At 68.6% G+C, this 20,386-nt stretch carries 17 protein-coding genes and 2 pseudogenes; 8 read left to right on the plus strand and 11 right to left on the minus strand.

The features are described from left to right. Positions 1–66: 66 nt before the first annotated feature. Positions 67–852: pseudogene (locus OG885_RS00685) on the minus strand (IS5 family transposase); the annotation flags it as partial. 77 nt (positions 853–929) lie between these two features. Between OG885_RS00685 and OG885_RS00690 the strand changes: the two are divergent. Both OG885_RS00690 and OG885_RS00695 read left to right on the plus strand, forming a co-directional pair. Continuing rightward, positions 930–1,328: a DUF4440 domain-containing protein gene (locus OG885_RS00690; protein ID WP_405724399.1), complete on the plus strand. Its 399-nt coding sequence runs from the start codon at positions 930–932 to the stop codon at positions 1,326–1,328. Positions 1,329–1,928: 600 nt separating this feature from the next. Beyond that, positions 1,929–2,417: a flavin reductase family protein gene (locus OG885_RS00695; RefSeq protein ID WP_405724401.1), complete on the plus strand. Its 489-nt coding sequence runs from the start codon at positions 1,929–1,931 to the stop codon at positions 2,415–2,417. Positions 2,418–2,796: 379 nt separating this feature from the next. On the opposite strand, the gene OG885_RS00700 is transcribed toward OG885_RS00695, so the two are convergent. From OG885_RS00700 to OG885_RS00715, 4 genes are all read right to left on the minus strand, one after another. Then, positions 2,797–3,201 (minus strand): nuclear transport factor 2 family protein, encoded by a 405-nt coding sequence (locus tag OG885_RS00700; protein ID WP_405724402.1) that lies wholly within the window; start codon positions 3,199–3,201, stop codon positions 2,797–2,799. A 49-nt stretch (positions 3,202–3,250) separates the two neighbouring features. Further along, a complete protein-coding gene (locus OG885_RS00705) occupies positions 3,251–3,724 on the minus strand; it encodes a hypothetical protein (RefSeq protein ID WP_405724404.1) in 474 nt (157 codons plus the stop codon). 325 nt (positions 3,725–4,049) lie between these two features. Continuing rightward, on the minus strand, positions 4,050–4,319 hold the full coding sequence (locus OG885_RS00710) for a hypothetical protein (RefSeq protein WP_405724406.1): 270 nt from the start codon (positions 4,317–4,319) through the stop codon (positions 4,050–4,052). Between the two features lie 24 nt (positions 4,320–4,343). Then, positions 4,344–4,691 carry a hypothetical protein gene (locus tag OG885_RS00715; RefSeq protein ID WP_405724408.1) on the minus strand — a complete coding sequence of 116 codons (348 nt, stop codon included), beginning with the start codon at positions 4,689–4,691 and terminating at the stop codon, positions 4,344–4,346. 427 nt (positions 4,692–5,118) lie between these two features. Between OG885_RS00715 and OG885_RS00720 the strand changes: the two genes are divergently transcribed. After that, positions 5,119–6,063 (plus strand): C45 family autoproteolytic acyltransferase/hydolase, encoded by a 945-nt coding sequence (locus OG885_RS00720; protein WP_405724410.1) that lies wholly within the window; start codon positions 5,119–5,121, stop codon positions 6,061–6,063. A 169-nt stretch (positions 6,064–6,232) separates the two neighbouring features. Here the strand turns inward: OG885_RS00720 and OG885_RS00725 are convergent, their stop codons facing one another. Then, complete coding sequence (locus tag OG885_RS00725) at positions 6,233–6,541, minus strand: hypothetical protein (protein WP_405724412.1); 309 nt, start codon at positions 6,539–6,541, stop codon at positions 6,233–6,235. A gap of 713 nt (positions 6,542–7,254) precedes the next feature. After that, positions 7,255–8,265 carry a ribosome-inactivating family protein gene (locus OG885_RS00730; protein ID WP_405724414.1) on the minus strand — a complete coding sequence of 337 codons (1,011 nt, stop codon included), beginning with the start codon at positions 8,263–8,265 and terminating at the stop codon, positions 7,255–7,257. 243 nt (positions 8,266–8,508) lie between these two features. On the opposite strand from OG885_RS00730, the gene OG885_RS00735 reads away from it, so the two are divergent. Together OG885_RS00735 and OG885_RS00740 are read left to right on the plus strand one after the other, a co-directional pair. Further along, positions 8,509–12,282, plus strand: coding sequence for a WD40 repeat domain-containing protein (locus OG885_RS00735; RefSeq protein WP_405724416.1), 3,774 nt, complete (start codon positions 8,509–8,511; stop codon positions 12,280–12,282). A 363-nt stretch (positions 12,283–12,645) separates the two neighbouring features. Continuing rightward, the gene (locus OG885_RS00740; RefSeq protein ID WP_405724418.1) at positions 12,646–13,800 is read left to right on the plus strand and encodes a hypothetical protein; all 1,155 of its coding nucleotides are present in this window, start codon (positions 12,646–12,648) and stop codon (positions 13,798–13,800) included. 474 nt (positions 13,801–14,274) lie between these two features. Here the strand turns inward: OG885_RS00740 and OG885_RS00745 are convergent, their stop codons facing one another. From OG885_RS00745 to OG885_RS00755, 3 genes are all read right to left on the minus strand, one after another. Further along, positions 14,275–14,916, minus strand: coding sequence for a nucleotidyltransferase domain-containing protein (locus tag OG885_RS00745; protein ID WP_405724420.1), 642 nt, complete (start codon positions 14,914–14,916; stop codon positions 14,275–14,277). 620 nt (positions 14,917–15,536) lie between these two features. Next, the gene (locus OG885_RS00750) at positions 15,537–16,325 is read right to left on the minus strand and encodes a heparin lyase I family protein (RefSeq protein ID WP_405724422.1); all 789 of its coding nucleotides are present in this window, start codon (positions 16,323–16,325) and stop codon (positions 15,537–15,539) included. A gap of 286 nt (positions 16,326–16,611) precedes the next feature. Continuing rightward, positions 16,612–16,911 carry a hypothetical protein gene (locus OG885_RS00755; RefSeq protein ID WP_405724424.1) on the minus strand — a complete coding sequence of 100 codons (300 nt, stop codon included), beginning with the start codon at positions 16,909–16,911 and terminating at the stop codon, positions 16,612–16,614. Positions 16,912–17,086: 175 nt separating this feature from the next. Between OG885_RS00755 and OG885_RS00760 the strand changes: the two genes are divergently transcribed. Together OG885_RS00760 and OG885_RS00765 are read left to right on the plus strand one after the other, a co-directional pair. After that, positions 17,087–18,268 carry a GDSL-type esterase/lipase family protein gene (locus OG885_RS00760; protein ID WP_405724426.1) on the plus strand — a complete coding sequence of 394 codons (1,182 nt, stop codon included), beginning with the start codon at positions 17,087–17,089 and terminating at the stop codon, positions 18,266–18,268. Positions 18,269–18,627: 359 nt separating this feature from the next. Continuing rightward, a pseudogene (locus OG885_RS00765) lies at positions 18,628–19,057 on the plus strand (spore photoproduct lyase family protein); the annotation flags it as partial. A 126-nt stretch (positions 19,058–19,183) separates the two neighbouring features. Here the strand turns inward: OG885_RS00765 and OG885_RS00770 are convergent. After that, positions 19,184–19,339 (minus strand): DUF6131 family protein, encoded by a 156-nt coding sequence (locus OG885_RS00770; protein ID WP_146238291.1) that lies wholly within the window; start codon positions 19,337–19,339, stop codon positions 19,184–19,186. A 686-nt stretch (positions 19,340–20,025) separates the two neighbouring features. Here OG885_RS00770 and OG885_RS00775 point away from each other — a divergent pair. Next, on the plus strand, positions 20,026–20,217 hold the full coding sequence (locus OG885_RS00775; RefSeq protein WP_405724428.1) for a hypothetical protein: 192 nt from the start codon (positions 20,026–20,028) through the stop codon (positions 20,215–20,217). Positions 20,218–20,386 lie beyond the last annotated feature (169 nt).

A 20,386-nucleotide genomic window follows, 5' to 3' on the forward strand; every position in this document is an offset into this window, starting at 1 on the left:
GACCACTTCCCGCTCCGGTGGCGCCGGCGATGGCGATGGCGACCAAGCCCTGGTTCCTAGGCGCTGTTTATTGATGGCTCGCTCAACTGTGTTGCGCTTCTTGTAGCGTTCGCGGTCGAACCCGGTGGGGCGGCCACCGCGGGAACCGCGGTTGCGTCGGTGTCTGCGTTGGTCGAGTCGTTCGGGGATGGCGTGTGAGATGCCGCGTCGTCGCAGGTAGCGGCGGTTTTCGCGGGATGTGTAGGCCTTGTCGGCCATGACGTGGTTGGGCCGGCCGCGAGGCCGCCCGACCCCGACACGCGGCACGGACACCTGCTCCAGGATCCCGCGGCGGCTTCACCACCAAGATCCACCTCGCAGCCGACGGACGATGCCGACCGCTCTCCGTACTACGTCCCAGGCACTCGCCGACCTGACCACCTCCTCCAGCCGGAGGGCAAGTTCCCGAAGCACCGGATCGACCTGGTTCGTCCTCGCGCGAACCCCCTTTTGAGCAGCACGGGGGGCGGTGCCTTCGTTGCGCCGGCGGCGTGCTGGTGGGCCCGCACCGTCGTGGAGTCGACGGACACCTCCCAGTCGATCCGGCCCCGCGGCGTCCTCGGCGGCCTGCACCTTCGACAGAAGTAGTTGCCAGGTGCCGTCCGCCGACCAGCGGCGATGGCGTTTGTAGACCGTCTCCCACGGTCCGAACCGCTCTGGCAGATCCCGCCACTGGACCCCTGTCCGGACCCGGTAGAGCACCCCGTTGATCACCCGTCGGTGATCGCTCCACCGGCCCCCACGTGTACCACCGCGAGGTAAGAACGACTCCAGCCGATCCCACTCCGCATTCGTCAGGTGTCCGCGTCCCATGGAGTCAGCCTGTCCCCAACATCCCGCCCATGGAGGGAGATCCGAGAAACAGCGCCTAGCGGTGCTACCGTCGCGCCATGTCCAAGATCGAGATTGACGCGGTAGCCACCGAGTTCTTCGGCGCCTTCGACAACCGCGGCGGCAAGTCCGCGGACGTGGCCCGGATCCGCCGGCTCGTCATTCCGGGTGGTGTGATCGTGCTGACCGGGCCGAAGTACACGGTCTACAGCGTGGACGAGTTCATCGAGCCGCGCGAACGCCTGCTCAGCGAAGGCCGGTTGGTCGAGTTCTCGGAGTGGGAGACTTCCGAACGAACCGAGATCGCGGGAGACATCGCGTCGCGCTTCGGCGAGTACCGGAAGGCCGGCATCCTGGACGGCGAACCGTTCGAGGGCGGCGGGACCAAGACTATCCAGTTCGTCCGCACCCCGGAGGGCTGGCGGATCGCGGCGTTCTCCTGGTACGACCAGCCCTGAGGGTTCTCCGGTCGCGGCGGTCCACGGAACGCGGGCTGGGCCGTCACGCACGCAGCAAGGCTCCGATTGAACGGGGGCCTTCCCAAGTCGCCTCGCATCAACGGAGCTTGGATCTGCCGCCAGGCTGCCACCGTCTGCCTGATCAAGTCGCCCGCTCTGAAGGACACTGCGGGGTTGTCGCTGACGAAGCGGTTGCGGCTGTTCCCGGATCCGCGCCGACGCCGCGGGGTGGTCACGTTCGTAGCGGTGCTGCTGCTTGCCGCCTGCGCGGTTGTCGCCGACGCACGCTCGTATACGGCTCTCGGCCAGTGGTCCGCCAACGCGCCGCAGCACTCCCTGGCTCGCCTGGGGCCCAGGTCGTAGGGTCATTGGCCATGCGCGTCACGCCGAGTACCACCACGATTCGGCGGATTGTCGGCCTGGTCTGCCCCGGCGGACTGGCCGATCTGACAGGCGCTGATCCTGCACTCTCGGACTCTGTGGCGCTCGACGGCAAGGCTGTCCGCGGCTCCCTACACGGCCCGCACACCGCGGGCGCGGGGCACGGAGCTGGTGAATGCTTGACCTGTATCCGATCTCTTGAGCGGGGAGACGAAGACCGTGACCGATCTCGACCCTTTCACCGATCTACTCAACTACCCGATGTACGTCGTGACCACGCAGGCCGACGGGGAAAGAGCCGGATGTCTGGTCGGATTCGCCTCGCAGTGCTCGATTCAGCCCGCCCGGTTCATGGTCTGGCTGTCCAAAGCCAACCGGACCTACCGTGTAGCCGAGCGCGCCGACCGACTCGCGGTCCATCTTCTGCGCCACGGCCAGGACCGGCTGGCCCGGCTTTTCGGCGGTGAAACCGGCGACCACACCGACAAGTTCACCCAGGTCCCGTGGCACGCGGGACCTGGCGGTCTACCGGTTCTGGACGAGGCTCCCGCCTGGTTTGTCGGCCGCGTGGAGAACCGCATCGACGGCGGCGACCACGTCGGCTTTCTGCTCACCCCTGAGGCGACGGAAAGCCTCACGGGCAGCCCCACCCCCTTGCTGACATTGAGCGACACCCATGACATCACTCCGGGCCACCCAGCGAACTGAGCGGCACACCTGGTCGTCACGATCCTCCTCGACCACGACCGCCGGTGGACTACATCTCTGGCCGGGCCATCCACGCGACTCGCACGACCATCTCGGCGAAACAGCACCGATGCCAAGGGCACCGCCGTGAGCGCCGACCAGGTCCGCACTCCTTTCACACCAGCGACGAGACATCGCCGACCTTCAGAACCTCACCGGCCGTCGCACAGACCTGGTCGCCAACCGCACCCACACCCTCAGTCAGCTCCGCGCCCAGCTCATTCGCATCTCCCCCTCGAGTGGGCACAGGCAGGAGAGGCTCCGTGACCTGGCTGCGCAATCGCAGGGTTCCGTGTGCTGACCGCGCGCCGGATCAACAGGTACGGGCTGATGCAGAGGCTCACTCGCACTGACGCCACGGATCGCCGTGGCGGTGGACTGCCTTCCAAGTGCCGTCTTCTTTTCGGAAGGCCGTAGTCACTCGCAAGGCGTAGGACGTCGGGACACCGTCGGCCGCGCCAGTGATCCGCCCAATGGCGACCAGACAGGCGAGATCACCGCCGACCCCGGCTGCGACCACCTCGTACTCCGACGATGTGCATTCGGTGAAGCGGCCGGCCACCCAGTCGGACATGGGACCTACCTCTGACCAACCGGATCGGCTCGTCTCGGCACCGAACAACGCGACCGGCCCCCCGTGCGACCACAGGGTCTTGCGAGGGCGAGCATCGCCCCGGTGCAGCGCGATCTCCGCCACACGCAAGCGCGGCAGGACCTCAGGCAGGAAGTCGTCGACCTCGGACATAGCCGTCGGTGTGGCATTCCCGAGGCCGACCGTCTTTCCGTTGCCCGGTCTAGCGGTGACTGTCGACCTGGGTGATCTCCACCGTCACATCCGTCGAGGACGAATCGGTGCTGATCCGCGACGGGGTGAATGTCAGGTCTTCCTGGTTGGTCAGCTCGGCCGTCGCGACCACCGGTCCCGATTCGTCTCCCGCGATCTCGTAGGTGATCTCGTACACCACATCCGGGTCGATGTCGGCGCTGTCCCCAACCAGCGTCAGGTCCGGCTCGACGGTGAGAAGACAGCCTGCCGATCCAAAGCACTGCCGAGACGTGGTCTGCAACTCGATCGAGAAGTCGTCCGAACCCAGTTCGGCATACGTCGGCTCCGAGTCCACCTCCTCGGCACTCTCCTGCGTGACAGAGGAACTCGGGGGACTCGATGCGGCCGCCGTCGACGTGTCCGGGCCACTCCCGTCAGACCGTGCCACCAGAATTCCGGTGACAATGACGGTAACGATCACTACTGCGGCCGCAGCGATCACGACCCCGTTGCGGGGCTTCTCTGGTGGGCTCGGGGGCGCGGATGGTGCGGGTGGATAGCACGGTGGTGGCGGTGTGTCAGTGATAATTTTCCCCCCAAAGGTAATGGTCCGCGGATCGTAGCTTCAGCTACGGGCGACCACCTTTGAGAGCCGAGAAGGCCAGCTGATCGGATGACAGCACCCCTACTCCTTAATCGAACAGGGTTTCCCGTCTTCAACGTGCTGGCGATTCCTACCGTGCACCCCGACACTCCCGTCGCGGCGGCATCATGAAAATCCGTATCGAGCCGTCGAGGGTCACAGGGGCCCCGCTCTCCTCAATCAGTCAGTCTTCAGCTTCTTCTATTCCGTCGTCCTCGAAGGAAAAATACAGGCTCAACACGTACGAAAACTCTTCACCGGCGGGAGCGATTTCCCAAGAGGTATCGATAACGCGGACGTCATGCGCGGCGACCCACTTGGCGGCTTCCTCGAACGGCTCCGCCACGGCCGAACCGAAGAACAACTTCCGGGCCATGGGGTGGACTTGCGAATCCGCGTCGGAATCATCGAAGTCGTGAGGAACCATCAGGTACAAATTGGGTTCACTTCTCATATGGGCACCCTCCAGCGTTTTCGTTCACTCGTCGCCTGTCGCAGCACTTGTGCTGGAAGACTCCACGGTGAGCTTCGGGGTTGCTTGCATCCGGCTGCGGAGTCTGCCAGATCCTCGAGGGCGGAGGACGATGACGCCGGCCAGAGCGGCGGCTTCGTTCATCGCCCCGAGCAGGAGATGAACGAGAGGCATGACCGACTGAGGCGCGATGGGGCCATCCTCGACCAGGGATGTCAGCGCCTCGACGAGATGGCGGGCTGATGAGGCTTCGTCCGTGTGGGCCCAATCAACGGCCGGCTGCCAGGAGCAATGAACTCCCCCACCCCATACTGCCAACCCAACGTCACACCAGCGGAGTTCTGCAGCTCGCACCCGAGACTCGCATAGAACGGCTCACCCGGACATCAGTCCATTTTCAGGAGATGTGGAGCCATTCCGACTTCTCTGCCGCTCCGTTGTGAGCTAGAGGCTATGGGTTTCGTGCCCAAGAAGACTGACGAAGCCCTTCGCGGCCAGGCCGTGCCGCTGGTAGGGGGCAGGCGCCCCCGTCCTGCCACCTACTCGCCGTGCAGGGCTGTGTCTGAGCCCCAATGACAAGTTCAGTGGGCCGGTGGTGCGCGTCAGCCGCTGGCCGTGGTCCTGGACGGCGAGGGCCGCGGCGAACACCCTGCTCTACCGTTCGACATGATCCGTGAGTGCCTCGGTGTGCCTCCATCGACCCTGCCTGATCTGGTGAACTACCTGCGAAATTAGCTAGGTTGCCCTCACCTCACCGGACATCCGCAAGGGAACGGCAGCCATGAGCCAACAGCAGAAGACCTTCCGCGCTATCGAGATCGGCGACGGAAGCGATGGGCGATGGGCCACCCATACACAGGCGCTATGGCCGCTCGCGGAGGGGTGGATGACCGAGGAGAGCCGGACTTCAGAGGGCGCGGATCGTGCTCAGAGGCTGTTCGAGGCGCACATGCCAGAGCTGGTCCCCGTGCTCGACCGCCTCGCCGGTCAACTCGACCGGCCCGAAGCGAAGACCTTCCTCACCCTCGCGACCTTGCGACCGTTCTTCTCGGGCTGCACCCAGATCGGCGGCAAGGGCACCCTGCTGCGCAACTACGACTTCAGCCCTGACGAGTGTGAAGGCACCATTGTCTCCTCCCACCTCCTGCGACCGGTGATCGGAATGCAGGATGCCGCCTGGGGCTTGTTGGACGGAATGAACGATGCCGGGCTCGCGGTGTCACTCACCTTCGGTGGGCGATTCGTCCACGGGCCGGGCTTCGCCATCCTCATCGTCCTGCGCTACTTGCTGGAGACGTGCAACACCGTTGATGAGGCAGTCAACAAGCTGAAGTCCATACCGATCGCGATCCCGCAGAACGTCACCCTTGTCGACCCCGAGCAGGCACTGACAGTGTTCGTGGGGCCGGACATCTCGCTGACTGAGGCCCCGGACGCCTGCGCTGCCAACCATCAGCACATGCCCGTACCCGACGAGCAGGAGCAGTTCTCCCGGACCCAACAGCGGCTGAGTGCTATTCGTGCGGCCGGTACGGACGTGGCGGCGATGCTGAAGCCGCCGCTGTATCAATCCGCGTACGACGAGGGGCTGGGAACCGTCTACACCGCCCATTACAGGCCCTCTGAGGGGCGTGTCACCTACTACTGGCCTGGCGAGTCCTGGGAACAGTCCTTCGGCGACTTCGCTCCCGGATCCCGCACCGTGACGATCGGCCAAGCCGGCTGAGAACTCCTCTTGGCCGGGGCGCTCCGGCTGAAGCTGACCGTGATCACGGATGACGCTCGCGGGCCACGGTTGTGCCGGGGTGTGGTGGTCCGCTGATGCCGTCTGTCATCGCGACAACGCAGTGAGGGGCCTCGGGACGCGCGGGCAGGCGGCACTTGGCAGTCGCGCCTCACACCACGCTCATCTCCAACCAGCGCGGGCTGGGCGGCCCGCTGCCTGCCGAGCGGTCGCCGAGTTCCTGCAACGGCTCGTCGCGGACTGCGAGCTTGCATCGGACGTGGCAGAGGGAACGCGACGGGAGTTCGAGTGGCTTCAGCGTCTTTTCCCCCTCCTGCCCACCTTCTTCACCGCGGCGATCACATCGTCGTAGGCGCGCACTTCCACACCACTGGACGAACCGCTCGCGCAGCGCCTGCTCCCACACCAGCGAGGTCAGGTCGTCGACCACGGTGAAGACGTCGCTATCGAGCAGGCCCAAGCCTGGGCGACTGGAGACTCCAAGCCGTTGGCGTCCTCGAACGTGATCGCACCCAGCCGTCGTCTCAGGGGCGTTTGAGGGGTGGCATCACGCTGATCGGCTTCAACGGCATGCCGGCCGATCTGCGGACCTGGGCACGAGCCGCCGGTCTGCTGCGTGGCCAGCGCGCGTGGCATCGAGCATGCGCTGCCGAAGCAGCGCTATGCCTTGGCCCACCCGACCGGTTACCACCGCACGATGCCTGGGGAGACGGCGCGGACCCTGCACGACCTGGCAGAGCTGATCAATCAGCTGTGGGCACAGCCGACCCCTGGCGGGCTTCTGTAGCCCGCCCCGGTGGAACGCGACGCCGTCATCATGGCTTGGAACGACGAGGCAGCTTCCACATGGCCCAGACCGATGCCCTGCTCCATGACCCCGATGCCGACGGATACCTCTACATCCTGATCGGACACGCACTGGTCCTGGCAGAGCCGGAGGGATGCCGGCTGGGCCGGCTCCCCGAGGAGCGGGGGGATGATCACTGCGGATGTTCCCCTCGATGTCACGGCCCGCACTTGTTGCGTCTGCCGCCGTTCATCTCGCGTTGCCGATCGCCCGCGGCGGACGACGGCCAGGTGACGGTTGGCAGGGAGAAGCCTCCGGCGGGGACCGAGTGGGTCCCCGCCGGAGGCGGTCTACGGGTGCCGTTCAGGGGCGCTGTCCGCCGCTGGTCACTTCGAGTTCCAGCCGTGGGCGGTCTGGAGCAGGTACTTGGCGTAGTGGGCCCTGGTGATGAGGACCACGAGGTCCCATCCCCACTGCCGGGTGTCGGGGTTCTTCACGTAGACGTACTGGGTCAGAGCCGTTTCGGGGGTGTCGTCGCGGTTCTCGTTCACGAGCCGGTTGAACCGCTTGCTGAACTCGTCCCACCGGTTCTCCATCGACACGTAGTAGCCGGGCAGCTTGGCGTGGACGTGGTTGTCGTTGGCCGTGGCGAACTCTGAGGCGATGGGCCGAAAGCGGGCGGCCTCGGAAACGGCCTGGGTCATGATCAGGAACGCACGGGCCTGGTTCCGGCTGTCCTTGGACCCCTTCTTGACGTCCTTGGCCTTGCGCAGTGTCTGCACGGCGCCGTTGAAGGTGCCCTGGTTGTAGTCGATGCCGGTGCGGTTGCTGCTGCTGCCGCCGGCCTCCTGCTCGATCTCTCCGTAGTTCTCCCCGAACGGGGCCTGGACCGGCGCGGCGTCACTGGCACCGGAGACCGGCGGCATCTGCTGGTTACGGTCCACGTAGTGGTACTGCTCGTGATCGCGGTCACCGGCCCACCAGCCGACGAGGTAGAGGTCCGAGGCCCGCAGCCGCAGTCGCACGTAGTCGCTGCTGTGCTGGTCCTCGACGTCGACCACGACGTAATGGTTGTTGTTGCTCGTCGTGTGGTAGATCTTGAGCCCGCCGGCTCCGCCTCCCGGAGTGGTGGCGTCACCGCCGCTCACCAGATCGCGGATCCTGTTGATGAACGCGGCGTAGCTCGCTTTGTCCCCGATCTTCCAGGTGGGGTTGTTGTCGGCCGCGCTCGCGCTGTGCAGGACGCCGAGCGGGCCGAGCAGGGTGGCGAACACCGACAGGACGATCGTGGTCACGATCGACCCGACAGTGCGTCTGCGGGTGCGGTTCCGCTGCGCCTCTCCGGTTCGCCGGTGTGCTTCCCCTTCGGGGAGCGTGATCTCGTCTGTGTGGGACATGCGCTGTTCTCCTGGTGGCTCTGTGGGCCGGGATCCGTCCTTGCCCCACCGAGATTCGCAACCGGAACATTGATCAGCACGTCCCTTTCGTCAGGTCGATCAATCCTGTGGGCGGCGAGGGGTTGATCGATGTCACACACCCCAACTCCTGTACGTCACCCGTGGGCAACCTGGGCGTTACCGGGCGGCTTGTATGTTCATCGCGCTCGATGTCGCTTTCGTCAGCTGTGTGGAGGTACGCGCATGGGGCGTCCGGAGAGACCCCTGGACCCGACCGCCGGCCCTGTGCCGCGCCTCGCGCACGGGCTGCGGAAACTGCGCGGGAACGCGGGGAATCCCTCGTACCGGGTGATGGCCCAGACCGCGGGCTTCTCCGCGACCACGTTGTCCCAGGCCGCCGCCGGCGAACGGCTGCCGTCCCTCGCCGTCGTCCAGGGGTATGTGCGGGCCTGCGGCGGCGACCCGGCCGAGTGGGAGACCCGATGGCAAGAGGCCGAGGCGGAGGTGGCGGGGGCGGCCCGTGAGGACGACGAGGGCGTGGCGCCGCCGTACCGGGGCCTGTCCCGGTTCGAGCCGGCCGACCAGGGGCTGTTCTTCGGCCGGGACCGGCTGGTGGAGGAGCTGCTCCAGCTGGTGTGCGGGCATCGGTTCGCCGCGGTGTTCGGCGCCTCCGGCAGCGGCAAGTCCTCACTCCTGCGGGCCGGGCTGATCCCCCGGCTCCAGCGCGAGATCGCCGGCCGGGGCCGCCCGGCGGTGCTGCGGGTGCTGACCCCCGGGGACCGGCCCGCCACCACGTACTCCCCTCTGCTGACCCCGGCGGCGGACGAGCCGGAGAGCTGGGTGGTGGTCGACCAGTTCGAAGAGGTCTTCACCCTGTGCCGGGACCGGACCGAGCGGGCCCGGTTCATCGAGCTGCTGCTCGCCGCCGGCGCCCCTGGCAGCCGACTGCGGGTCCTCATCGCCGTACGGGCGGACTTCTATCCCCGCTGCGGCGAGCACCGTGGGCTGGCCGACGCGCTGAACGGCGCCGGACTGCTGGTCGGCCCCATGACGGCGGACGAGCTGCGGGAGGCGGTCGTCAAACCGGCGCAGGAGGCCGGGCTGCTGGTGGAACGGGAGTTGACCACGCGGATCGTGGAGGAGGTCCTCGACGAGCCTGGCGGGCTGCCGATGCTCTCGCACGCCCTCCTGGAAACCTGGCGGCGCCGCAAGGGCCGGATGCTGACCCTGGCCGCCTACCAGGCGGCGGGCGGTGTGCACGGCGCCATCGCGGCGAGTGCCGAGAAGGCGTACGGACAGCTCACCGCACCCCAGGCCGCGGCCGCCCGAAGGCTGCTGCTGCGGATGGTCGAGCCCGGTCAGGGCACCCCCGACACCCGGCGCCCGCTGACCTGGGCCGAGCGGGAGGAGTGGGCGTCCCCCGATGTCCCCGCGGTGGTGGACCGGCTGGCCCGCGCCCGGCTGCTGACCGTCGACGAGGAGGGTGCCGAGCTCGTCCACGAGGCGCTGATCACCAGCTGGCCGCGGCTGCACGGCTGGATCGAGGAGGACCGCGAGCGGCTGCGCCACCACCGGCGGCTGACCGAGGCCGCGCGTGTCTGGCTGGAGCATGACCGCGACGCCGGCGCCCTGTACCGGGGCACCCGGCTGGCCCGGGCGGCGGAGCTGTTCCCCGACCACGAGGGCGACCTCTCCCTGACCGTGCCGGAACGCGAGTTCCTCACCGCCGCACTCGACGCCCGCGAGGCCGAACGCCGGGCGGCCGCCCGCTCCACCCGCAGGGCGCGGGCCGCGGCGGGCGTGCTGTCGGCCGTCCTGGCGGTGGCACTGGTCGCCGGCCTTGCCGCCTGGACGCAGCGCCGGGACAACGAGCGCCGCCGCACCGAGGACGCGGCCCGCCGGATCGCCTCCGTCGCGGACGCCCTGCGCACCACCGACCCGCGCACCGCACAGCTCCTCGGCGTCGCCGCCTGGCGGGTGGCCCGTCTGCCGGAGACCCGGAGCGCGCTGCTGGGCTCGCTCGGCCAGCCCGAACTGGACACCTTCGCCGACCCGGCGTCGGGCGACGGCATCGCGCGCTATCTGACGGACTCCGGGCGTACGTTGCTCAGCGTCGAGGGACGCGAGTGGCGGACCTGGGACGTGGCCCGGCACCGGCGGACCGGATCCGGGCGGCTGCCCCGGAACGCCCAGGTGCAGGGGGCGAGCCCCGACGGACGGCTGCTCGCGCTCCTCGGGGACGAGGGCGTACGGCTGTGGGACACGGTCACCGGCCGGTGGCGCGGTGGCCCACTGCCGGAATCGACGATCGTGGAGTTCTCCGGGAGCACGTACCTCCTGTCCGACACGGACGACCCCGACGTGCAGGTGCGCTCGGCCGCGGACGGCAGGCTGCTGTTCCGTACGGAGGCGAAGGACACGGCGGTGGTGGCGGCGAGCCCGGACGGCGGGCTGGTCGCGGCCTGCCCGGACGGGGGCGGCCCGCTGCGGGTGCGGGACCTGCGCGCCGGCCGCACGGTGCACGGCCGCTGGGAAGGCACAGCCGGGATCTGCGGCCTGGAACGGTCGACGCTGGTGCTCGGCGGCCGGCAACAGCTCGCCGCGCTGACCCCGAGCGGGGTGCTCGTCTGGGACGTCCGGTCGGGGCGGCAGCTGGCCGACCTCCGGGACTCCGGGGTCTCGTCCGTCTCCTTCAGTGCGGACGGCAGGTCCCTGGCGACCACCGATGCGCAGGAGATCAGGGTGTGGCGGCCGGGCGTCGAGGCCCCGGTGTTCCGGCACTCCCTGAACAACCAGCACCTCTACGGCCTTACGGCCTGGGACGACTCCCGCCCGGTGCTGCGCTATCTGGAAGGCGGCACCGTGCACTCTCTCGACGTCTCGGCCGCCGTCACCTCCGCCTGGCAGGACCGCCCGATGGACGCGGTGCTGCTCAGCCCCGACGGCCGCACCCTCGCCACCGCAAGGCGTACCGGCGACGACTACAGCGTCGAACTGCGCGACACCGACGACGGACGTCGGCTGCGCACCCTGCCCGCCCCGCGGCTCCCCGTCTCCACCGACCCCACTCTTCCGGTGTCCCCGCAGGACACCTCCGCGCTGCTGGCGTTCACCCCAGACGGCAAGGCACTCGCCTACGGGGTCTCGGCCCCCAGCAGCGAGACGTCCCGGCAGCCCCTCACGATCTGGGACCTCGCCAAAGGCCGCACCCGCACGACCCTGGACCTGGCCATGACGGGGTCGACCGGGGCGGTGGTGACGATCGCCCTGGGCCCGGACGCCCGCACCCTCTACGCCGCCCGCGCCGCCCTCACCACCACCGGGGCCGGGGCCGTCGGCACGATGAGCGACGAGGTCTGGGACACGGCTCACGACCGCCGAACGGCGGTCCTGCCCGCCCTGTCCAGCGGCAGTCTGGCCGCCCGCCCCGACGGCCGCCTCCTGGTCGGCGACAACCGGATCGCCGTCCTGCCCGCGGGCAGGATCAGCGGCAAGGCCCTCGTCCAGGGCGACGGGATCGGTGCCATCGCCTTCGCCCTCGACGGCTCACTGCTGGTGGCGGGGGACCAGACGGGCCGGGTTGCGCTGTGGGACGGGCGGCTACGGCAGCGCACCGGCCTCCTGCGCAACGTCTTCCCGACCCTCCCCGACGCCATCGGTGACGCCACCTTCGGCGACACCTCGGAGGCCGTCAGCGCCCTCGCCGTCAGCCCCGACGGCACGACGCTCGCCGTGGGTGGAGAGGCAGGCAGTCTGCAGCTGTGGGACATCGCCACGCAGCAGCCGCTGGGCTCCGAGCTGACGACGTCCGGCGAGAAGATCGGCACCGTGGCCTTCAGCGCCGACGGCGGCACGCTGTACGCGGGCAGCGTGCACGTACCGCTCCAGCGATACACCGTCGATCCCTCGCGGGCGGCCGCGTCGGTGTGCGCACGGGTGGGAGGCGACGACCTGACGCGGGCGCAGTGGCGGACGTACGTACCTGACGCGCCGTACCGGAAGGTGTGCGGCGGATGAGTTGACCGCCGCGATGGAAAGGTCGGCACCCGCCATCACCGGGCCCACAACCATCCCGTGGTCTCGGCGGCTTCCTGCTGAACGGGCTCCCGTCGTCGTCCAGCAGGTCAACGGGGGGCGTCAGGACCTCAACTGCCCTTGAGGTCAGGAAGGTTCCGCGCTTCGGGGGCTGCCCTATCAGCCGCTCCGGTCGGCTACGGAAAGGACGGCTCGGACAAGGCTAGTGCGGCGGGAGACGGTGAATGGCACTCGCAGAGCTGATCCGCCCCAACACCCTCCGCGGGACGGAAGTGCAACAAGACACACCCCTCAGCGCATTGATATATAGGGGGAAGCGGTTCCCTCCGGGACGGAGGAAACGACGTGACGGTCAAGCGCAGAATTGCCGCGCAACTGGCGGGGGTGGGGGCCATCGCCCTGGCAGTCGGCGGGACCGCCGTAGCCGCGCCGGCGGGTGGCGGGACGTGGACGGAGGTGTCGACGGGGAACGTCTCGGTCATGAGCGTGGCCCAGCCGAGCCCGTCGAAGACGTGGGCCGGGGGCGCGGAGGTCGTCGAGAACCCTGAGAACGGCACGATCCGGTTCACGCCCGCCCTGTACGAGCGGGACCGCGCGCGAGGCGGGACGTGGCGGCGGACACCGCTGCCGGGCGCCGAGGCGTGGAACAGCAGAGTCAACGACATCACCACCGCGCCCGACGGTTCGGCGTTCTTCGTCGGTGACCAGGGGCAGGGCGACCACGGCGGAGTCCTCGTCGGGCGCTATGCGGCGGGTGCCTGGCAACTGACCTCCGACACGGGTCTGCCGGAGGGGACGGTCGAAGCGAGTCTGCTGTCGGTGAGTTCGTCCTCCGGCCGGGACGCCTGGGCCGTGGGCCAGGGCTACACAGAGGACACCTTCGACCACGTCCCGGTCGTACAGCACTGGGACGGCCGCCGGTGGACCTCCGTGCGGATCCCGGGAGGCGGGAACTGGGGCCTGAACCAGGTCGAGCAGGTGGCACCGAACGACGTCTGGGTCGTCGGCATGGACTACGACACGGGTCAGTCCGTCGCCGTGCACTGGGACGGCCGGCGGTGGACGCGTACGCCCACACCCGTGTTCCCCGAATCGTCCGTCCTCTTCGACATCGCCGCCCGCACACCGACGGACATCTGGGCGGTGGGATGGTCCCGGGACACCGACCGGCAACGCCCTGCGGGGCTGGCCCTGCACTGGGACGGCACCTCGTGGACCGAGGTGCCGCTGCCCGCAGGCACCTTCTCCCTCCAGGCCATCACCCTGCGCCCGCGCGGTGGGCTCGCCGTCGTGGGCGGCAACGACGACGCGGCGGTCGGTCTGGCCTGGACGCCCACCGAGGGCTGGCGGTCGCTCGACCTGCCCGAGAACGATCCACAACTCCGCCTCGGTGTCAGCTCCGTGGTGTCCTCCGGCACGCACCTGACCGTCGGCGGCTGGCACTACCTGTCCGGCGACGACGGTGACTCCTTCATGAGCGGCGCCCTCCTGACCCGCTAGACCGGCCTCGATCAGCGGTGGGGGCGGTGCGCCCGCCCCCACCCCGCTTCGAACGGATGGCCCCCTGGTCGGTGTCACGCCCGACCGGTCAGCATGGGAGGTTGCCGCTCGCCGCCTCGGCGAGCGCGGTCTCCTCCATTCCGCTGGAGCACACCGACCCCGAACAAGCTGCCGTCGAGCGGCGCCTCGGCACGTCCCCCGCCAACTCCTCGATCGTTGCCAGCGGTTCGACAGGGCCACGGCAAGCCCGGCGCAACGCAAGGCCCGCGCTTACGCGAGACCGCGTCTGGCCTCAGGGCCGCGGACCACATCCTCCCCAGCGGGGTACGCGACTGTACCCGACAACTCCAAACGTTCATCGGCCAGTTGGGGCTCTCCGCATGCGCTCTGTCCCGACCGGACACCGTGCCGCGTAGCGGCACGGCAGCCAGTCGAGGAAGGCCAGAATCCTCGCCCTTCAGAGCGAGGAGCATGTCAAAGATCCACAATCCAGGGATGTCCCGGGTGTACGCGGTCGAGTAGCTCGGCCAGAGTCTCGCGCTGCGCCGGGGCCATGTGAGGGAGGGTCGTCTCGAAGTCTGATCGATCCTTTCGGCGGGCGTGCTTGGCCTTGAACAACAGGACTAGTTCGGGCACCAGATACGGGATGCCATCTTGGGTGTGGTGAATGATGTCGCTATAGGGAAGCCGGATCCCCTCATCGCGGCGGCAGATCCAGGTGTCACCGTCGTGCGGTTCGCGGAATACGTCGAGCAGGTAGTTTCCGGTGCCCGGATCGCGGACCCATGTCTGGTGCACTGCGGCCAATACCTCCGGTGTGGCGTCCTCCCAGACCCGGCCACTGCCGACAGCGTCGAACACGTATCGCGGAAAACGGTGGCGGACCTCGGGAAAGCTCGTGGCCGGAATCGCGATCTCGATGTCCCCGTGAGCGCGCGCCTGCTGGCCACGGAACAGATCCAGGGCCCAGCCCGCGGCCACGTACCAGGGCGCATCGATCCCGTCCAGCCGCTGCGCGACCTCACTCGGGGTCCAGCATGAAGACCAGCGGGCGTCGAGGGCCTCGATCTCGACGGGTGACAGTTCTACGCCGCCGCTGGGCAGTTGATCACTCACCGCAGGAATCTATCAGCGGTCCCGAAGGAAGCCCCCAGGCCACGATCGGTGAAACAGGCCAACGGAACGGGTCTTGGACACCGAGGGCCCCGGCGGTCCACTCATGGGCACGACCACCTGACGCCGCCGGCAGCCGGACCTTCTCCAGGGCCCTTTTGACGAAGACGCCGATCGACCGTATCGACGGGGCTGCCGATACCCGGTGGTCCGTGAACGGGAACCATGAACATCGCTGGATCGTCGCGGGGCTTCTCTCCCCCTGCTCGGGAGCGCTGAAAGCGCTCCGCAACCGCGATCTGCTCTGACCGACAATGGCGTGGGGCGACCGCATGCCGTTGCCCGGAGCGAGGGTGTCGGGGGGGGGAAGAGATACTCGGCGCCGTCGCAGCGGGGGATGGGCAGCAACGGCCTCGTCGACGACCTGAGGATCCGGATCGCAGAAGACCTGTGCCAGCAGCGCCTGCGTGATGTGGGGCGTAGGCCTCCTGGAAGTCGACGCCGATCGGCTCCCGCGGCCTCCCCTGTCGCGGACGAAGTTGGGCGCGATCATGGCGGAAAGCCGGATCGGGACGGTCTGCCATCCTTTTCCCCATCCAGTCGCCACCCAATTGCGTTGGCCGTCATACGAGTTGATAGCCGCGCAGGTTGCTGAGCTGCAGATAGCAGTTCTGCAAGGAGCCCGAAGTGTCGCCCAGGGAGCGGTAGATGCCCCACTTGGGGCGCACGCGGTCGGTGAGGAAGGTGTCGATGCCGGTGCGGGACTTGTCGAGGACGGTGGTCGAGCCGTTCTTGAGGATCCAGCGCAGGGAGCCCGCCGAGCCGTTGCCGATCTTGATCTGGAAGTCCACGTCGATCCAGCGGTCCTGGAGGGGTTCCAGTTCGGTGCGGCCGACGAAGATGTCGTCGGTGAATTGCCTGAGTTCGATGGTCTGCACGCCGTTCACGCGGCGCAACGACTGCACGACGATGGGCGAGGAGCCGGTGCCGGGCTGTTTCATCTGCATGATGTGGGTGAAGCTCGTGGTCGCCTTCAGGGAACTGGGGATGTACATCGAGTACGTGAGGCGCCACGACTGGCCTTCGGTCCACCGGAGGTAGTTGCTGCCGCTGCCGAGGCGCAGGCCGGTGACCTCGTGGCGCTGCCGGTCGGTGGAGGTGTCGCGGTCGACGGTGTGCATGGTGAAGCGCCAGTTGTTGCCCGTGGTGTCGATGTGCGGGGCGGCGGAGGGGTGAGAGCCGGCGCGGTCGTCCTCGACGGTCTCGAAGGCGCCGAGTCCGTCGCCGCTCGCCGAAGGGGACCACTTCAGCTGCCAGGAGGCGGCGTGTGCGGGAGCGGCGGGGAGGCCGACCGCCGTGGCGGCCGCGCCGCCGAGTGCGTAGCCGAGGAGCTTCCTTCGCGTGGTGCTCATGAGCGTTCACCTCGTCGTGAGCCGGGGAGCGGTGCGCGGGGACGCGGGAGGGTCACCTACCCAGTCAGTTCAGGTACGTGACGGTCGTTCAGCCACACGTCCGTCGACGGGCTTCAGGGTGCCGCCATGACGGGTCCGGGTCAATGGTCCAGACCGATCGGCGTACACCCCTGGGTTCACTTCCGGCCAACCGCCCCTCGCCGCCGCACCTTCGAGGCGGGGCGTCTCCCGTGCCCCTCCCCCGGCCGGTACAGCACTCCGCGCACCGGCAGACGCCCACGCCCTGTCACGCCTCGTCCGGGTAGTCCCACTTCAGGTCGATGCGGGCCTTCGGCGCAACGGCGCCGATCGCCTTGGTGACGTCAGACTCGAACTGCTCGGACCATCTCCCGAACCCGGTGATGATGATCGGGCCGTGCTCACTGCTCGTCAGAACCTTGGGCGGGTCGTGGAAAACACCCACCCACATCCACGACTCGATCCCATGCTCCTTGAACAGTTCTTCCACTGTCACTCCCACCGTGTCGGCTTCCTCGGCGGAGGCAAGGTTCTCGATGTCGAGGTAGAGATGTATGTTCACAGACATGCGCCCACCCTAGGCGGTGTCTTCAAAAGATTTTCGCTGGTGGGTCATGGTGTCGTGATACGTCGCCATGTACGTACGCCCCACGGGGCGCGGCTCCCGCGCCCTCGACACTTGGGGAAGCCGGTGACCGCGTGGCGCACTCGTTAGGTGCTTTCGCGACGGTAGAAACGACGGCATGGCACCGCTCCGGAACATGCGTCAGAAGGCACTTATCACTGCGACTACCGGCGCACTTGCTGTGTTGGCCGCTCTGGTGTCTGCCCCTGTTTTTCCGGCCCAGGCAGCTGCGGCGGACGAGAGGCCCTTGCTGGTGACGCTGGGGGACAGCTTCATTTCCGGTGAAGCCGGCCGGTGGGCCGGCAACAGCAACGAGTCCGCGGCCGGTCATGCGGGCACCGACCGGGCGTGGGACCCGCAGACCCGCGCCAGTGACCCTCACACGGTGTACGGCGCCACCTACGACGACGGCTGCAATCGTTCCGACAGCGCCGAAGTCCACTCCGCCCCGGGGGCGGACCGGCGCGTCAACCTGGCGTGCTCGGGCGCCACGTCGACGGCGATCCTGCTTCCCGAGAACGGCGGCAGGCCCTTCAAGGGCCAGCCTTCTCAGGCGGAGCAGCTCCAGCTGACCGCCGGCGGTCACCCTGTGCACGCCGTTGTCCTGTCTGTCGGCGGCAACGACCTCGGCTTCTCGGACATCATCAGCACCTGCGCCAAGAACTTCGCCAAACCGGGCTTCCTCGCCAGTCCCTGCTCGCCCACCCAGGCCAAGGAAGTCGACAAGCGCCTGCCGGCCATGCGCGCTGCCGTCACCGCCGCGGTCCGCGACGTGCGGACCGCGATGACACGAGTAGGTCATCCGGTCGGCAGTTACCGACTGATTCTGCAGTCTGCGCCCAGTCCGCTGCCGGACGCCGCTCGGATCCGGTACCCCGGCGACAAGTACGATCGCCTCTACACAGGCGGCTGCCCGTTCTTCGACAAGGACCTGACCTGGGCGCACGAGGAGCTGGGACCTGCCGTCAGCTCCAGTCTCGCCCGGGTGGCCCAGGAGCAGAGGACCGAGTTCCTTGACCTCTCCCATGCCTTCGATGGGCGTGAGGTCTGCTCCGACACCACCAGCCAGGTCGGGGAGGGCAAGCGCCCCTCCGGTGTCCGCAGCGAGTGGGTCCGCTTCACCACGAGCGGCCTGGGACAGGGCCAGCGCCAGGAGTCTTTGCACCCGAACTACTACGGCCAACTCGCTCTCGGCACCTGCCTCGGCCTGGTCCTCGAGCGTAGGCCCAGTGCCTACCGGTGCGACAACATTCCCGGGCAGTCACCCCAGTCCATGACGGTGCAACCCGCCGGCTCCTGATCCCTTTCAGCGCGGACCCAGCTCAGCCGCAGCGAACGGCCGGAACGGGTGGTACGCCAGGAGCGGGGGCCGCGGCGCAAGCGTACGCGGTGGCGCTCAGGGTGAGGCCAGCGGCATTCCAGTACGAACGCGGTCGGGCAGGGCCTTCGTGGGGTCGCATCGAGGTTTGAAGGCACCTCCTAGTGGCGGCCCGACAGCGGCTCGTCGAGCTCCAGCGGCGAAGATCCACGAGACCGTCGGCCGCCGGAACGCTCAAGACCAACGGCATCTAGGCCGGGCCGTGCAGCTTCACGGGCCGACTCCGCCTCCGTGCCCGCAGCGTCCCCTTCGCCGTGGACATCTTCGGCGCCCTCCGTCTCGCCAAGGCGTCCTTCGCCACAAAGTTCGTCAACCCGGATCTGCTGGCACTGGGCCCCCGCAGCCGACTTCGCGGATGCCGGGTACGAAGCCCACTTCAACCTCTCCCCCGTCGTCCTGCAGCCCGGATGCAGGCGACTGGACCGACCTCCTGCAGCAGGTCGACGACGTCGTACCGCAACGAGTCAAGCAGCAGGCCGCGGCGGAGGTCATCATGCTGACCCACGACGAGGACCTGCACCAGGTCAACCTCGGCTGGCATCCCCGCGCCGAGGACCTGCTGTGGCAGCCCGAGCTGCAACGGGGCAACGCTCCCAGAACGGCGCCGCCGACGTCCGCTACCGCAACCCCATCAAAGCCGAGGCCGTGCACACCCTGCGCGGACTCCTCAGCACCCATGTGCCGTGGCTGCGGGTGCGTTACGCGTTCTGAGACCTACGGCCGCTCGCCCTGCGGGGACAAGGATCCTTCGCTGTCTCATGGACCCCTGCCCCACAAGGTCCGGGCTTTGCAGGCGACGCCCGCTCAGCACGAGGGCGCCGACCGGTGACAGTACGGTCACCAATAGTGGCGTCGACCGGCGACCGCGTGCCCCATGGAACCCATGACCCAGAAGACGGCGCCGACCACGGCAAGAATGATGCCGAGGGTCCACAGGATCGATATGCCGGTGAGGAAACCGACGATAAGAAGGATGATGCCGAGCGCGATCATGATCTACCTCCTGGTGTGACCTGCCGTAGCTCCCGAATGCCCCGAAGCAGCCTGATCACGCCAACTGGCCGAACTCGCCGCTCGCTGGTGCCCGCCCGGCCGACCTCTTCGGCGCGGGCAACGGCGGCCCTGTGCGCTCGTTCGGCCGGCCTCGCCAAGGGCGTCCTGTCGGCGACAGGCCCCACCTCTGCTTCGTGAGCACGTGTGCGCCGACGGCCGATAGCGCTCGGGCACCGTGTCGGGGGCGACGGCCGCGAAACCAGCGGTCGCCTCGGGTGCCCGGACCAGCTGAGCCACCGCCCGCTCCTCGCAACCTGCGGATCGGCCAGGACAGCATGCAGGATCTGGTCGACCCCGTGGTGCGTCGACTCGGTCAACGGCAGCCCGGGCCTGCCGCGCGAGTGCGGCCGTCTCCCGTGCCAGCAAGGTGATCATCTCTCGATTCCGTCCCGGACAGCGTCTCGGGCCTGGGCCGTACCCCGATGGCCCGGTCCCGTCGTCCGCCATTCACCTGCACGGACGAAGGTCAGCGCTTCGCCGGCGCCTGCCCGCGCGCCTTGACGCGGGGTCGCCGCAGGGCACCACCCCTGCGTTGCCCGCATCCGTGGAGGCCGCCCAGCTCATGTGCCGAGACGACCGCTCGGCTCCACCGCGACCACATGCCACGGCAGAGAAGGCGGCGTCCGGTGCATGCGCCCCGGACGGCCTCCCCGTGGGCGGCAGCGACCACGGGCCCGGCGACGTATCTCCGGGCCCGCCGTGGCCGCACCCTTGGCGGGCTGTCGGCCGGTGCCTGGGTCGGCATCGGTCTCGGCGTGGTCGTCGTGGCGGGCGGCACTCTGTATCTCGTACGGCGTAGGTCCCCCGCCTCCGCCTGACCTGACGCCGACGGCCCAGCCCGAGCCGGGTTTCGGGCGGGGCCCCTATCACGCCGGTCTCACCGCCGTGCCGGTCCCACCGCTACGCCGACTCGGCGAGCCCGCTGCGGTGGGCGAAGACGACGAGCCGGGCCGCAATCTCGTCGTCGGACGGCTCATCCAGGGGCGG

The organism is Streptomyces sp. NBC_00028, assembly GCF_045041065.1.
Taxonomy (GTDB): domain Bacteria; phylum Actinomycetota; class Actinomycetes; order Streptomycetales; family Streptomycetaceae; genus Streptomyces.